The sequence below is a fragment of the Pseudorhodoferax sp. genome (assembly GCF_047601025.1).
Taxonomy (GTDB): Bacteria; Pseudomonadota; Gammaproteobacteria; order Burkholderiales; family Burkholderiaceae_C; genus Pseudorhodoferax.
The window spans coordinates 890,495-904,404 of sequence record NZ_JASGJZ010000001.1; the positions used below are offsets into that span (position 1 = coordinate 890,495).

14 protein-coding genes and 2 tRNA genes are annotated in these 13,910 nt (G+C 69.8%); 2 read left to right on the top strand and 14 right to left on the bottom strand.

Annotated features, from left to right (window positions below):
- Positions 1-87 precede the first annotated feature (87 nt).
- From QM782_RS04260 to QM782_RS04325, 14 genes are all read right to left on the bottom strand, one after another.
- The gene (locus QM782_RS04260; protein ID WP_415205584.1) at positions 88-486 is read right to left on the bottom strand and encodes a type II toxin-antitoxin system VapC family toxin; all 399 of its coding nucleotides are present in this window, start codon (positions 484-486) and stop codon (positions 88-90) included.
- Between the two features lie 8 nt (positions 487-494).
- Positions 495-725 carry a type II toxin-antitoxin system VapB family antitoxin gene (gene vapB / locus QM782_RS04265; RefSeq protein ID WP_415201685.1) on the bottom strand — a complete coding sequence of 77 codons (231 nt, stop codon included), beginning with the start codon at positions 723-725 and terminating at the stop codon, positions 495-497.
- Between the two features lie 148 nt (positions 726-873).
- A complete protein-coding gene (locus QM782_RS04270) occupies positions 874-1,374 on the bottom strand; it encodes a type II toxin-antitoxin system YhaV family toxin (protein WP_415201686.1) in 501 nt (166 codons plus the stop codon).
- A gap of 2 nt (positions 1,375-1,376) precedes the next feature.
- Positions 1,377-1,709, bottom strand: a complete 333-nt coding sequence (locus tag QM782_RS04275; protein WP_415201687.1) for a type II toxin-antitoxin system PrlF family antitoxin — start codon at positions 1,707-1,709, stop codon at positions 1,377-1,379.
- Between the two features lie 81 nt (positions 1,710-1,790).
- Positions 1,791-2,828, bottom strand: a complete 1,038-nt coding sequence (locus QM782_RS04280; RefSeq protein WP_415201688.1) for a FecR domain-containing protein — start codon at positions 2,826-2,828, stop codon at positions 1,791-1,793.
- A gap of 201 nt (positions 2,829-3,029) precedes the next feature.
- Positions 3,030-3,548, bottom strand: a complete 519-nt coding sequence (locus QM782_RS04285) for a sigma-70 family RNA polymerase sigma factor (RefSeq protein ID WP_415205585.1) — start codon at positions 3,546-3,548, stop codon at positions 3,030-3,032.
- 544 nt (positions 3,549-4,092) lie between these two features.
- Positions 4,093-4,168, bottom strand: a tRNA-His gene (locus tag QM782_RS04290).
- A 36-nt stretch (positions 4,169-4,204) separates the two neighbouring features.
- Entirely contained in the window at positions 4,205-6,115 is a 1,911-nt protein-coding gene (locus tag QM782_RS04295) for a SurA N-terminal domain-containing protein (protein WP_415201689.1), read from the bottom strand.
- 56 nt (positions 6,116-6,171) lie between these two features.
- Positions 6,172-6,247 (bottom strand) — tRNA-Val (locus tag QM782_RS04300).
- A 17-nt stretch (positions 6,248-6,264) separates the two neighbouring features.
- Entirely contained in the window at positions 6,265-6,537 is a 273-nt protein-coding gene (locus QM782_RS04305) for an HU family DNA-binding protein (protein WP_415201690.1), read from the bottom strand.
- A 253-nt stretch (positions 6,538-6,790) separates the two neighbouring features.
- A complete protein-coding gene (locus QM782_RS04310; protein WP_415201691.1) occupies positions 6,791-7,876 on the bottom strand; it encodes a tartrate dehydrogenase in 1,086 nt (361 codons plus the stop codon).
- A 13-nt stretch (positions 7,877-7,889) separates the two neighbouring features.
- Entirely contained in the window at positions 7,890-8,456 is a 567-nt protein-coding gene (pgsA, locus tag QM782_RS04315; RefSeq protein ID WP_415201692.1) for a CDP-diacylglycerol--glycerol-3-phosphate 3-phosphatidyltransferase, read from the bottom strand.
- Between the two features lie 322 nt (positions 8,457-8,778).
- Positions 8,779-10,749, bottom strand: a complete 1,971-nt coding sequence (gene uvrC, locus QM782_RS04320; protein ID WP_415201693.1) for an excinuclease ABC subunit UvrC — start codon at positions 10,747-10,749, stop codon at positions 8,779-8,781.
- A 58-nt stretch (positions 10,750-10,807) separates the two neighbouring features.
- Positions 10,808-12,016, bottom strand: coding sequence for a CaiB/BaiF CoA transferase family protein (locus QM782_RS04325; RefSeq protein WP_415201694.1), 1,209 nt, complete (start codon positions 12,014-12,016; stop codon positions 10,808-10,810).
- 153 nt (positions 12,017-12,169) lie between these two features.
- On the opposite strand from QM782_RS04325, the gene earP reads away from it, so the two are divergent.
- Complete coding sequence (gene earP / locus QM782_RS04330; RefSeq protein WP_415201695.1) at positions 12,170-13,189, top strand: elongation factor P maturation arginine rhamnosyltransferase EarP; 1,020 nt, start codon at positions 12,170-12,172, stop codon at positions 13,187-13,189.
- A 115-nt stretch (positions 13,190-13,304) separates the two neighbouring features.
- Entirely contained in the window at positions 13,305-13,859 is a 555-nt protein-coding gene (gene efp, locus QM782_RS04335) for an elongation factor P (protein ID WP_415201696.1), read from the top strand.
- Positions 13,860-13,910 lie beyond the last annotated feature (51 nt).

The following is a 13,910-nucleotide window of genomic DNA, read 5'->3' on the forward strand; positions in this document are numbered from 1 at the left end:
CCTCAGGTAGGTTCAAAAGTTCTCCTACCTGGCCAGCCGAACGAGAATCCGAATCCCCTCAGTTGTGCGAAGAAAAAATTTTCCGGATCAGGCCCAGTCCTCGAGCGCCAGCCCGGCAACCCTGGAGAACTCTCGCGTGTTGTTGGTGACGAGGATGCTGCCGGTGGCGATGGCATGGCCTGCGATGGCGGTGTCGTTGGGGCCGATGGGTGTGCCCGCCTGCGAGAGCGCCTGTTTCACCTGGACGGCGGCGTCCACGGCGTGCCGGTCCCAAGGCAGGATGCCGTCGAGCCTGTGGACGAAGCCGTCCACCAGCAGCGCATGGCGCGGCGACGCCTTCCTGCCGATCTGGCCGTAGCGGATTTCGGCATAGGTGATGGCAGAGATCACGATGCGGTGTTTTTGCGCGCTGATGTCGGCCAGACGCTGCAAGACCGATGCGGGCATTTCGCGCAGGATGAACGAACAGATGTTCGTGTCGAACATGTAGGTGGTCACGGCGCAATCCGGCCTTCATCGTCCACCACGGCTTCGCGCTCCTGCATGAAATCCGCGTCGGCCTTGGCCAGCGAAGCCAGGGAGAGCCAGTCCTGCCGGGCCGGGCGCAGGGTGATGACGTCGCCCTCGCGGGAGATTTCCAGCTCACGCACGCCCTCATAGGCCATGTCCACGGGCAGGCGTATGGCCTGGTTCTTGCCATTGATGAACAGAGATACGGTGCGCATGACGGCCTCCTTGCATATGCTTGGCATATGTTGTCGGTAAAGAGGTTGTCGGGCTGCTCCAGCCCCGCCATGACCCACCAGCGCGTCAGGTAGGTCCCGCTGACGGGCTGGGTCTGGATGAGGAACTGCAGCGCCTGGTCGGAGCCGTTCACGGCGGCCCGCTGGCGCTGGCGGCGAACTGCCGCAGTCGCCGTTCTTCCGCCTGGGCCTCGGCCAGCAGTTGGCCCCAGTCGTCCGGGGGGCGGCCGCTTTGCAGCATCTTGTGGAACACGGCGTAGGCATCGGATTTGGCGCCGTAGGTGCGCAGGGTGGTTTCATCGTTCACCCAGGCAAATACGATGACCCTGGCGCCGGTGCTGTAGCGGAAGAACAGCCGGAAGCGCCCGCCGCCGAACTTGGCGCGAAACCAGTGTTTGTGCCCAGGCCCCAGCGTCGTGCCCTGCCGGTATTCCGGGCGGGCGGGGTCTTGCGGGATGGTGTGGAACACCAGCTGGCACAGGACGGCCAGCAATTTGGCATTGGCCGACTGGCGCCAGCCGCCGGGGTCTTTGGCCTGCGCGCGTTCGACGGCGGCGGCCAGCCTGTCAACCTGGTCGAGAAACAGCGGATGCGCGAACAGTTGCCAGCTCTGGGCCGGGGCGGGGGACATGGTCAGAGATCGACGTCGCCATCGATGGGGGCGTCGAGATCGACCTCGACGCCGCTGGAGAGGGCGCGCAGGCGCTCGGCGAAGCCGGCATCCAGGGGCCGCAGCCGCTCGGGGTGGGCGGCGATGTCGTGCGCCAGGAACTCCAGGAACGCGGCAAGCACGGGGTCATCGTCTTCCTGCGCTGCGGCGCGGGTCAGCACGACCTCGCCGCCCGGGCGGATGGTGTAGTGGAGTTTGTCGCGCTTGCCCAGCCGCAGGGCCCGGCGCACCGTCTCGGGCACCGTGGTCTGGTAGCGGTCGGTCAGCGTGGATTCGGCGTCGAGCGCGGCTGGCATGGCATGTTCCCGTCAAGGCGATGGAGGGAGTGATGCGCGCATGGTAATGCATTTGCATTGCCACGACAATGCAAATGCATTTCAAGCAGCGGTCTCGCGCGGCCGCACCATGACCCACCAGCGCGTCAGGTAGGTCACGCTGACGGGCTGGGTCTGGATGAGGAACTGCAGCGCCTGGTCGGTATCGCGGATGTGGAACAGGCCCGACACGCGCAGGTCTGCCACGCGCGGGTCGCAGACGATGCGGCCGTGGCGGTAGCGCGCCATCTCGGCCAGCAGGTCCTGCAGGCGGATGTTCCTGCCGGCGATGACGCCCTCGGCCCAGTCGTCCGCGCCGAAGCCCTGCACCTCGGCCGGTTGAGTGCCGTCTTCCATGAGCCAGCGGCTTTCTCCGGCCGGCACGACGGCGGACGTGCCGCCGACGGGGTGCAAGGCCACGGAGCCCTGCTGCACGCTGACGCGCGCCCGCCCGTCATCGAGCCGTACCGTGAAACGGGTGCCCAGCGCCTGCATGCGGCCGAAGGGGGTCTGGACCCAGAAGGGACGCTTGGCGCCCTGGTGCGCCACGGCGTCGGCGTCGACACCGGTGGTGACGAGGATTTCGCCGCGCCGCAGGGTGATGAGGCGGCTGCCGCCGGACAGGTCGATGCCGACGGCGCTGTCGGTGTTGAGCACGAGCACCGTGCCATCGCCCAGGCGCAGGGTCTTCTGCTCGCCCACGCCGGTGCTGGCGTCGGCCAGCACGCGCTGCCAGGGCGCGTACGCGCGGGCCAGCCATCCGGTGGCGACGGCGATGCTGCCCCAGGCCAGCAGCTTGACCGCATGGCGGCGGCCGGCGGCGCGCTGGTCGCGCAGGCCTTGCGCGGCCTGCAGAGCGTCGCTGGCCAGTTGGGGCGGCAGCCCCTTCAGTTCGGACTGGAAGCCCTTGAGGCCGCTCACGCGCTGCCAGGCGACGCCGTGCAGGGGGTCGGCTTGCAGCCAGCGCTCGAAGGCCTGGCGGTCCCGCGGGCTGGGCCGGTTGTAGTGGAGCCGGATGGACCAGCCGATGGCCGCCTGGATGAGGGATTCGGACAGCCGGCCGGCCTCGGCCGCTGCGGCGCTGGTCGAGCCGGTCTCCATGTCAGAAGGTGTGAATGCACCGATCGCGGCCACGACGGGGCGCGGCGAACCGCAGGCCGCCGCCCTGGCGGGTGCCAGGGCAAGGACTGCGGCGCCCGCGTGCGGTCCGGCGTGCCCCGGCCCACAGGGCGAGGCCCGAAGAGCGCCGGCGGTGCGGGAAGCAGGTGGCCATCGGGCCCCGCGTGGGCGTGAGCGGTTCGTTCACACCTTCTGGTCCTCGAAGCACGCGGCGTAGCAGGCGCGCAGGCCCTTGGCGATGTAGCGCTCCACCGTGGCCAGCGACACGCCCAGGCGCTGGGCGATCTCGGGGCAGGTCAATCCGTCGAGCTGGGCCAGCAGGAAGGCGGTGCGCACCGGTGGCTTGAGCGTATCGAGCATGCGGTCGATCGCGATCAGCGTCTCCAGGAAGATCCTGCGTGTCTCGGGCGACGGCGCTTCGGGCTCGGGCAGCGCGGCCAGGGTCTCCAGCCAGGCTTGTTCCAGCGCGCGCCGGCGCCAGTGGTCGATGACCAGGCCGCGCGCGATGGTGGACAGGTAGGCGCGCGGCTCGTCCAAGGCCGGAACCTGACGGCGGACCAGCACGCGCATGAACGTGTCCTGCGCGATGTCGGCCGCATCGAAGGAATCACCCAGCCTGCGGCGCAGCCAACCCTTCAGCCAACCGTGGTGATCGGTGTAGAGGGTTTCGACCTGCTGTTGATGAAGCGCGACTTCCGGGATGCCCACGATGCCCTTCCATCGCTGAATGGCCAGTGAAGGGGGCGCATGTTAGCAAATGAGAAATATTCACATTTCTGCCGTAACCGTGGTCGGCCTGGAAGGAGTCCATCGATGCCGGCGCCCAAGCTTCTTCCCCACAGGCACAGCCCGCCATCCAACCCCACGCCCGTACTGCACGCAGACGGCCATGCGGTACGCCTCTTCGGCAGCATCACCGACGGGGCTGCCAGTCGCGACTCGCACCGGACGCGCAGGAGGTCTATGCGCTGGAGGTCTTGCAGGCCTCCAGCGGTGACGACGACGGCTTTTACCCTCGGGGCAGGCAGGGGCGTTTCGGCACTCGGTACCGGTGCGCAGGGGGAACAGGCCTCCGGAGAACACGGCAAAAAGGCCCGCTTGTTCCCCATCATGTTCCCTGCCCTGGGCCACGCGGTCTCGATCCCCATCGAGACGTTGCGGACACAAAAAAGCCCCTAAGCTGTTGATCGACTTAGGGACCTGTGCGGGGTTCCGAGCGTCTACGGAACCGCTTGCAATGAATTTCTGGGGTGGCTGATGGGACTCGAACCCACGACAACCAGGATCACAACCTGGGACTCTACCAACTGAGCTACAGCCACCACGACAGCCTCGCATTATAGCGCGGCGCGCGCCACTCACTGCGCGGCAGTCGGCTCGGGCACGTCGATCCGCACCTTCATGCGCTCCTTCAGCAGCCCGTAGTAGGCCAGGCTCTCGGCCAGCGACCAGGTCTGCGCGTATTGCTGGCGCGCCTGCTGCTCGGCTTCGGGCGGCAGCGGCTGGGCCGGGGCCAGCTTCTCCACGCGCACTACGGCGTAGCCGTCCGCCCCCAGATCCACGCCGACCCAGGCCGGCAGCGCGGCGGGATCGGCCCGCAGCGCCGCGTCCACGACCTTGGCCGGCAACTGGTGTGCCTCGTTGCGCGCGACCGTGATGGCGGCGGGCAGGCCGGCGTCGGCATCGGCCTGCGTCTTCCACTGGGCCAGCCGCTCCTCGCCCTGCTTCTTGGCCAGTTCGGCCGCGCGCTGCGCGATCCAGCCTTCGCGGACGCGTTCGCGCACCTCGGCCAGCGGCAGCGTGCGCGCCGGCGAATGCTGGACCACGCGCGCGGACACCAGCTGGTTGGCCCCGGTCTCGATGGCTTCGGTGTTGCGCTTGTTCTGCGTGGCATCGGCCGAGAACACGGCCTCCAGCAGGCGGGGGTTGGCCAGCACGCCGGTCGCGCCGGCCGCGGGCTGGGGCGTGACGGTGGCCGTGCGGATCTCCAGCTTGAGCTTGTCGGCGACGGGCTTCAGGCTGTCGGACTGCTCGTAGACGGTGTTGGTGAACGTCTCGGCCGTCTCGGCGAACTGGCGCTGGGCCTGCTGGGCCTTGAGCTCGGATTCCAGCTGCGGTCGCATCTCGGCGAAGCTCGGCGCCTTGGGTGCACGGATGTCGGTCAGCTGGATGATGTGGTAGCCGAAATCGGTTTCCACCACGTCGCTGATCTCGCCTTTCTTCAGCGCGTAGGCCGCGTCTTCGAAGGGCTTGACCATGGCGCCGCGCGTGAAGAAGTCCAGGTCGCCGCCGTTCGGCGCGGAACCCGGGTCCTGCGAGTTCGCGCGCGCCAGCGCGGCGAAGCTGCCGGGCGCCTTGCGCAGCTGCGCCAGCAGTTCCTCGGCGCGGGCCTTGGCCTTGGCGCGCTCCTCGGCCGGGGCGCTGCGGGGCGCGTTGATCAGGATGTGGCTGGCGCGGCGCTCCTCCTGGCCGCCCAGGCGCGTGCGGTTCTGCTCGTAGTAGGTCTTGAGGTCGTCCTCGTTGACGGCGATGTGCTGCTTGACCGCGTCCAGGTCGAGCACCACGTACTCGATCGTCGCCTGCTCGGGCGCCTGGAACTGCGCCACGTGGTCCTTGTACCAGCCCTCCAGGTCGGCATCGCTGGGCGCCAGGCCGGCGTGGAAATCACCGGCCGCGAAGCGGGCGACGCGCACCTCGCGGCGCTGCAGCAGCGCGCCGAACGCCGCGTCCGCGGCGCCGTTGGAGGCGAACGACGACTCCAGCGGCCCGGCCATGACCTGGCGCGCGGAGAGCTGGTGCCGCACGCTGGCCTCGAACATCTCGGGCGTCATGCCCTGGGCACCCACCAGCGCGCGGTAGCGCTCCACGTCCAGGCTGCCGTCGGGCTTGCGCAGGCTGGCGATGGTCGGGTCCTCCTGCAGCGCCCGCGCCAGCCGGGCGTCGGTCGTCACCAGGTGCTCCTTGTCGGCCGTGCCGGCCAGCACGCGGTCGCGCACGAGGCGCTCCAGCGTGGCGTACTTGGCCTGCGGCGAATCCAGCTGGCGGGTGTCCAGGCTGGGCGTCTGGGCCAGCAGCCGCTGGACCTCGTTGCGGTGCGCGACATCCCATTCGGCCTGGTTGATGTCCGCGCCGGACACGCGGGCGACGGCACTGCCGCCCTCGTTCATCCGGGAATAGCCCTGCAGCCCGAAGAACACGAAGGACGGCAGGATCAGCAGGAACAGCACGCCCATCATGATCTTGGTGTGCTGGCGGACGAAATCGAACATCGGCGTGCTCTCGCAGAAATGACAAAGGCGAACGCAGCGTTCGCCTTGGCTGGGGATGGTGGGTGCTGAGGGGCTCGAACCCCCGACCTACGCCTTGTAAGGGCGCCGCTCTACCAACTGAGCTAAGCACCCCAACCGTCATCGGTGGTTCAGTTCAGGGCATCTTTCAGGGCCTTGCCCGGGCGGAACTTGGGAACCTTGGCGGCCTTGATTTTAATCGTCGCGCCGGTGCGGGGATTGCGGCCGGTACGGGCCGCCCGCTTGCCGACCGCGAACGTGCCGAAACCCACCAGAGACACCGTGCCGCCCTTCTTCAGGGTCTTCTTGACCGCTTCGATCGTCGATTCCAGCGCGCGCGTCGCGGCGGCCTTGGAGATGTCGGCGTTGGTGGCGATGTGTTCGATGAGTTCAGTCTTGTTCACGAAGGATGCCTCGCTTGGGTTGTGCGGTCGGAAGTCGACACGAAATGCCTCCACGGCCCGCGCTGGAAGCGGCGCGCATCTGACGAGGGGGAGTGGAAACGAATTGTTGCGGCGGCGCCGGTGGCCCGAGCCACCTCCGCGAGTCGCATGGCGCATGCGTCGGCGCGGAGGCGGATTCTAGACGGATTTGCCAAGGCTACCAGTTGTTTTACAGCTGGCGAACCGGCTGCCGCCGGCGCCTTCGCGCACGCCGTCAGAGGGCCTGCGCGATCGCGCGCCCGAGATCCTGCGTGGAGGCCCGGCCGCCGATGTCGGGCGTGCGCGGCGCGCCGCTCCCGGGGTCGAGCACGGCCTCGATCGCCCGCAGCACCGCGTCGTGCGCGTCCTTGTGGCCGAGGAATTCCAGCATCATCGCGCCGCACCAGATCTGCCCGATCGGATTGGCGATGCCCTGGCCGGCGATGTCGGGCGCCGAGCCGTGCACCGGCTCGAACAGCGAGGGCGTGGTGCGGTCCGGGTTCAGGTTGGCGCTGGGCGCGATGCCGATGGTGCCGGTGCAGGCCGGGCCCAGGTCGGACAGGATGTCGCCGAACAGGTTGGAGGCCACCACCACGTCGAAGAAATCGGGCCGCTGCACGAAGTGCGCGGTCAGGATGTCGATGTGGAACTTGTCGAGTTGCACGTCGGGATAGGCCTTGGCCATGGCGGCCACGCGCTCGTCCCAGTACGGCATGGTGATGGCGATGCCGTTGGACTTGGTGGCGCTGGTCAGGTGCTTCTTCGGGCGCGTGCGCGCCAGGTCGAACGCGAATTTCAGCACCCGGTCCACGCCGTGGCGCGACATCACGGTCTCCTGCATCACGATCTCGCGCGGCGTGCCGCCGTACATGCGCCCGCCGATGGACGAGTACTCGCCTTCGGTGTTCTCGCGCACGATGTACATGTCGATCTCGCCGGGCGCGCGGGCGCTGCCGTCGCGCCGCACCACGGGCGCCACGATGCCGGGCATCAGCCGCGCCGGGCGCAGGTTGACGTACTGGTCGAACTCGCGGCGGAACAGCAGCAGCGAGCCCCACAGCGACACGTGGTCCGGGATCTTCTCGGGCCAGCCGACGGCGCCGAAATAGATCGCGTCGTGGCCGCCGATCTGCTCCTTCCAGTCGTCCGGCAGCATCTTGCCGTGCCGCTCGCAGTAGTCCCAGCTGGAGAAGTCGAAGTGGTCGAACTGCAGGTCGATGCCGAAGCGGCTGGCCGCCGCCTCCAGCACGCGCAGGCCCTCGGGCATGACTTCCTTGCCGATGCCGTCGCCGGCGATCACGGCGATGCGCTGCTTGCTCATCGGTGCTTGCTCCTCAACGCGCGCGCGCCCGGATCTCGGGAATCGCCTTGCGCAGGTAATAGACCATGGACCAGACCGTCAGCACCGCCGCCAGCCAGATCAGCCAGGCGCCCCAAGCGCCGGTGTCGACCACGCCGAACACCCGCCCGTCGTACAGCAGGAACGGGATCGCCACCATCTGCACCGTGGTCTTGAGCTTGCCGATCATGTGCACGGCCACGCTCTTGGAGGCGCCGATCTGCGCCATCCACTCGCGCAGCGCCGAGATCGCGATCTCGCGGCCGATGATGATCAGCGCGACGAACACGTCGGCCCGGTTCAGGTGCACCAGCACCAGCAGGCTCGCGCAGACCAGGAACTTGTCGGCCACCGGATCGAGGAAGGCGCCGAACGAGGAGGTCTGGTTCAGCCGGCGGGCCAGGTAGCCGTCCAGCCAGTCCGTGGCCGCGAACAGCACGAACATCACGGTGGCGATCAGGTTGCAGGTGGCCGGCGGCAGCGGCAGGTAGAACACCCCCACGATCAGCGGAATCGCGACGATGCGCGTCCACGTCATGATGGTGGGAATCGTCCAGAACATGGCGGCGGATTGTGGCATGCGGCCAAAGGCCGGCCGGACCCCGGTCTCAGAAGCAGAAGCCGTGAATGGATCGATCGCGCCCACGACGGGGTGCGCCGGGCTGCAAGCGCAGGCCGCGGCCCTGGCCGGTGCCAGGGCAGGGACTGCAACGCCCGCATGGGAGACGTGCCCCGGCCCGACGGGCGAGGCCCCGGGGCGCGGCATCGGCATCGGCATCGGCATCGGCATCGGCATCGGCGAGGCGAGGCGAGGCGAGGCGAGGCGAGGCGAGTGGACGTTCATCGGGGCCCCGCGTGGGCGTGAAAGATCCGCTCACCGCTTCTCAGTGCAGCGCCTTGTAGATGCGCTCGGCCAGTTCGCGCGAGACGCCGTCGACCGTGGCGATGTCGTCCACGCTGGCCGCCGCCACGCCGCGCACGCCGCCGAAGCGCTGCAGCAGCCGGGCCCGGCGCTTGGGGCCGATGCCGGGGATTTCCTCGATGCGGCTGCCGCCGGTGCGCACCTTGGCGCGCGCGGCGCGCATGCCGGTGATCGCGAAGCGGTGCGCCTCGTCGCGGATCTGCGCGACCAGCATCAGCGCGGCCGAGTCGCGCGCCAGCGTAGCCTTGGGCCGGCCGTCGGCGAACACCAGCTCCTCCAGGCCGACCTTGCGGCCCTCGCCCTTCTCCACGCCGACGATCAGGCCGATGTCCAGCCCCAGCGACTTGAAGACCTCGCGCGCCATCGACACCTGGCCGCGGCCGCCGTCGACCAGCACCAGGTCGGGCATGCGGCCGGCGGGCTTCGCCGCGTCGGCGGCCGCAGGTTCGGTGGCGGCGTCCTCGGCCGCGGCCTGCGGCGAGAACTTGGCGTAGCGCCGCGTCAGCACCTGGCGCATGGCGGCATAGTCGTCGCCGGGCGTGATGTCCTGGATCTTGAAGCGCCGGTATTCCGCGCTCTGCATCCGGTGCTGCTGGAACACCACGCAGGAGGCCTGGGTCGCCTCGCCGGCCGTGTGCGAGATGTCGAAGCACTCGACGCGGAACTGCTCCAGGTCGTCGGGCGCGAGGTCCAGCGCCTCGACCAGCGCGCGCGTGCGCGCCTGCTGCGAACCTTCCTCGGCCAGCAGCCGGGCCAGCTGCAGCGCGGCGTTCTTCTGCGCCATCTCCAGCCACTGGCGGCGCTGCTCGCGCGGCTGGTGCTGGGCCGACACGCGCGTGCCGCTGTCGGCCGAGAGGGCCGCGATCAGGTCCTTGGAGACCGGCTCGCTGGTGATCAGCAGCGGCGGCACGGCCACGCCGGTGTAGTGCTGCGCGATGAAGGCCTCCAGCACCTGCACCTCGGCCGTCGCGGCCGCCTGCGCGTCGCCCTCCGCCGCGGCCGCCTGCACGGCCACGGCGTCGTCCACGTGGCTCGGAAAGTACGGCCGGTCGCCCAGGTGCCGGCCGCCGCGCACCATGGCCAGGTTCACGCAGGCGCGTCCGCCATGCACCTTGACGGCCAGGATGTCGGCATCCTTGTCGGTGCCCGTGTCCATGCTCTGCTGATGCAGCACGCGCGACAGCGCGCCCATCTGGTTGCGCAGCTCGGCGGCCTGCTCGAACTCCAGCTTCTCGGCGTGCGCCAGCATGCGCTGCTCCAGCGTGGACAGCACCTGCTGCGTGTCGCCGTCGAGGAAGCGCTCGGCGTTGCGCACGTCCTCGGCGTAGTCGGCGGGCGCGACCAGGTGCACGCAGGGCCCGGAACAGCGCTTGATCTGGTAGAGCAGGCACGGCCGCGTGCGGTTCATGAACACCGTGTCCTCGCAGGTGCGCAGGCGGAACACCTTCTGCAGCAGCAGGATGGATTCCTTGACGGCCCAGGCGTTCGGGAACGGGCCGAAGTAGCGGTGCTTCTTGTCCACGGCGCCGCGGTAGTACGCCACGCGCGGGAAGTCCGACGGCGCGGTCTGGCGCGAGGTCGAGAGCTCGGTCGACCCGGCGGCGGTGATCTTCAGGTACGGGTAGCTCTTGTCGTCCCTGAACAGGATGTTGTACTTGGGCGCCAGCGCCTTGATCAGGTTGTTTTCCAGCAGCAGCGCCTCGGCCTCGGAGCGCACCACCGTCGTCTCCATGCGCGCGATCGAGGCCACCATGTGGCCGATGCGGGTGCCGCCATGGGTCTTCTGGAAATAGCTGGAGACGCGCTTCTTCAGGTCGCGCGCCTTGCCGACGTAGAGCAGCTGGTCGGCAGCGTCGAAGTAGCGGTACACGCCCGGCAGCGCGGGCAGCGCCGCGACCTGGGCGAGCAGTTCGTCGGAATGCGGGGAAGGCATGGCCGTATTGTGGCCACGCCGCCCCGGAGCCACCTGCCGGCCGGCAGGCGCGTCCGGCTCACGCCACCACGCCCTTGGCGCGCAGCAGCGCGATCTGCTGCGCCGTCAGGCCGGCCTCGCGCAGCACGGCATCGGTGTCGTCGCCCAGGCCCGGCGCGCTGCTGCGGATGCGGCCCGGCGTGGCCGACAGCTTGGGCACCACGCCCGGCACGGTGACGGTGTAGCCGTCCCGCGTGGGCTGCTCCAGCAGCATGTCGCGCGCGCGGTAGTGCGGGTCCTCGGCGATGTCGCGCGCGGTGTAGACCTTGCCGGCCGGCACCCGCGCGGCGCCCAGCTGGTCCAGCACCTGCTGCACCGTGCGCTGCGCGGTCCAGGCGCCGATGGCGGCGTCGATCTCGGCCACGCGCGCCACGCGGCCGGCGTTGCCGGCCAGGTCGGGCGCGTTCGCCTGGTCGGCCCGGCCGATCGCGCCCATCAGGCGCTTGAAGATGCTGTCGCCGTTGCCGGCCACCAGCACCCAGCCGTCGCTGCAGGGGTAGGCGTTGCTGGGCGCGATGCCGGGCAGCGCGCTGCCGGCGGCCTCGCGCACGGCGCCGAAGGCGCTGTACTCGGGGATCAGGCTCTCCATGCAGTTGAACACCGCCTCGTGCAACGCCACGTCGATCACCTGGCCCTGGCCGCCGTTGACCCTGCGGTGGTACAGGGCCGTCAGCACGCCGATGGCGCCGTGCAGCGCGGCCAGCGTGTCGCCGATCGAGACGCCGCAGCGCACCGGCACGCGGCCGGGCTCGCCGGTCAGGTGGCGCAGGCCGCCCATGGCCTCGCCGACCACTCCGAAGCCGGGCCGGTCGCGGTACGGGCCGCTCTGGCCGTAGCCGGAGATGCGCAGCATCACCAGGCCCGGGTTCAGCCGGTGCAGTTCCTCGGGCGACATGCCCCAGCCCTCCAGCGTGCCGGGGCGGAAGTTCTCGATCAGCACGTCGGCCTCGGCGATCAGCCGGCGCGCGACGTCCTGGCCTTCGGGCTGGCGCAGGTCCAGCGCCAGCGAGCGCTTGTTGCGCGACTGCACCTGCCACCAGACCGAGGTGCCGTTCCTGATCAGGCGCCAGTTGCGCAGCGGATCGCCGCCGCCGGGCGGCTCGATCTTCACCACGTCGGCGCCGAATTCGGCCAGCGTCTTGCCGCAGAAGGGGCCGGCGATCAGCTGCCCCATCTCGACCACGCGCACGCCGGCCAGGGCCAGCGGCGTCTCCGTCGTCGTCTCCATCGGTTGCATCTCCCTGCGTTGCGAACGGGCCGCATCATGCGCCAGGCCGCAGCCGGCGCGAACCGCCGCGGCATGCTGGCCGCCGGCGGCGGCCGCTACGATGCCGCCCATGGAACCCGACCCGGCCCGCTGAGAAAACCGCCGAGAAGCCCGATGAACTGGGAACTGTTCTGCCGCGTGATCGACAACCACGGCGACCTGGGCGTGAGCTGGCGGCTGGCCGCCGACCTGGCCCGGCGCGGCGAGCGCGTGCGCCTGTGGTGCGACGACGCCGGCGCGCTGGCCTGGATGGCGCCCGCCGGCCAGGCCAGCGTGCAGGTGCGCCCCTGGCCGGACGCTGCACCGGCCGACGGGCTGGGCGACGTGGTCGTCGAAGCCTTCGGCTGCGAACTGCCCGGCGCCGTGCTGGCTGCCATCGCCGCGCGCCAGCCGCGGCCGGTGTGGATCAACCTCGAATACCTGTCGGCCGAGCCGTACGTGGAGCGCAGCCACGCCCTGCCCTCGCCGCTGCTGGCCGGCCCTGCGGCGGGCTGCACGCGCTGGTTCTACTACCCGGGCTTCACGCCGTCGACCGGCGGGCTGCTGCGCGAGCCGGACCTGCTGGCGCGCCAGGCCGCGTTCGACCCGGCGGCGTGGCGCGCCCGCGAAGGCATCGACCGGCCTGCCGTCTCGCTGTTCTGCTACGAACCGCCGGCGCTGCCCGCTCTGCTGGCACGCGTGGCCGAGGCCGGGGCGCAGCTGCTGGTCACGCCCGGCCGCGCGGCGGCCGCGGTGCGCGCGCTGGCGCCGGCCGGGCCCGTCGCCTGGCTGGCCGCGCGGCCGCAGCCGGCCTTCGACGAGTTGCTGTGGGCCTGCGCGCTGAACTGCGTGCGCGGCGAGGATTCGCTGGTCCGCGCGCTGTGGGCCGGCCAGCCGCTGCTGTGGCAGATCTACCCGCAGGACGACGGCGCCCACGCGGCCAAGCTGCTGGCCTTCCTGGACTGGCTGCAGGCCCCGGCCTCGCTGCGCCAGGCCCACCTGGCCTGGAACGGCCTGGCCGACGCCGCGCTGCCGCCGCTGACCGCGGCGCTGCTGCAGCAGTGGCGCGACTGCGTGCAAGCGGCCCGCCGGCGCCTGCTGGCCCAGCCGGACTTGGCGGCGCAGCTGCTCCGGTTCGCAGCCGAAAAACGATAAAATCGTGGGCTTTGCGATTTCTCGCAACATCCGACGCAGCCCAGCGAAGAGTCCGGGGTTGCGCCCCGGCCGCCTTCCACCTGCCGGGCTTTCCAACCTCCCCTACTGAACGCTTATGAAGATCGCTCAAGAAATCCGCGCCGGCAACGTGATCATGCACGGAAAGGATCCGATGGTCGTGCTCAAGACCGAATACAGCCGCGGCGGCCGCAACGCCGCCACCGTGCGCATGAAGCTCAAGAGCCTGCTGAACAACTTCGGCACCGAAGTCGTGTTCAAGGCCGACGACAAGATGGACCAGATCGTGCTGGACAAGAAGGAGTGCACCTATTCCTACTTCGCCGACCCGATGTACGTCTGCATGGACGCCGAGTACAACCAGTACGAGGTGGAAGCCGAGAACATGGGCGACGCGCTGAACTACCTGGAAGACGGCATGCCGCTGGAAGTGGTGTTCTACGAAGGCAAGGCCATCTCGGTGGAACTGCCCACCAGCGTCGAGCGCGAGATCACCTGGACCGAGCCGGCCGTCAAGGGCGACACCTCGGGCAAGGTGCTCAAGCCCGCCAAGATCGCCACCGGCTTCGAAGTGTCCGTGCCGCTGTTCGTGTCGCAGGGCGACCGCATCGAGATCGACACCCGCACGGGCGAGTACCGCAAGCGCGTCTGAGCGGCGGTCGCGCAGGCCCCAGCAAAAAAAGCGCCCGCGGGCGCTTTTTTC

Coding starts and splice junctions, on each gene's coding strand:
- QM782_RS04260 (WP_415205584.1), bottom strand. CDS start 486: ATGTTCGACACGAACATCTGTTCGTTCATCCTGCGCGAAATGCCCGCA.
- vapB (WP_415201685.1), bottom strand. CDS start 725: ATGCGCACCGTATCTCTGTTCATCAATGGCAAGAACCAGGCCATACGC.
- QM782_RS04270 (WP_415201686.1), bottom strand. CDS start 1,374: ATGTCCCCCGCCCCGGCCCAGAGCTGGCAACTGTTCGCGCATCCGCTG.
- QM782_RS04275 (WP_415201687.1), bottom strand. CDS start 1,709: ATGCCAGCCGCGCTCGACGCCGAATCCACGCTGACCGACCGCTACCAG.
- QM782_RS04280 (WP_415201688.1), bottom strand. CDS start 2,828: ATGGAGACCGGCTCGACCAGCGCCGCAGCGGCCGAGGCCGGCCGGCTG.
- QM782_RS04295 (WP_415201689.1), bottom strand. CDS start 6,115: ATGTTCGATTTCGTCCGCCAGCACACCAAGATCATGATGGGCGTGCTG.
- QM782_RS04310 (WP_415201691.1), bottom strand. CDS start 7,876: ATGAGCAAGCAGCGCATCGCCGTGATCGCCGGCGACGGCATCGGCAAG.
- pgsA (WP_415201692.1), bottom strand. CDS start 8,456: ATGTTCTGGACGATTCCCACCATCATGACGTGGACGCGCATCGTCGCG.
- uvrC (WP_415201693.1), bottom strand. CDS start 10,749: ATGCCTTCCCCGCATTCCGACGAACTGCTCGCCCAGGTCGCGGCGCTG.
- QM782_RS04325 (WP_415201694.1), bottom strand. CDS start 12,016: ATGGAGACGACGACGGAGACGCCGCTGGCCCTGGCCGGCGTGCGCGTG.
- earP (WP_415201695.1), top strand. CDS start 12,170: ATGAACTGGGAACTGTTCTGCCGCGTGATCGACAACCACGGCGACCTG.
- efp (WP_415201696.1), top strand. CDS start 13,305: ATGAAGATCGCTCAAGAAATCCGCGCCGGCAACGTGATCATGCACGGA.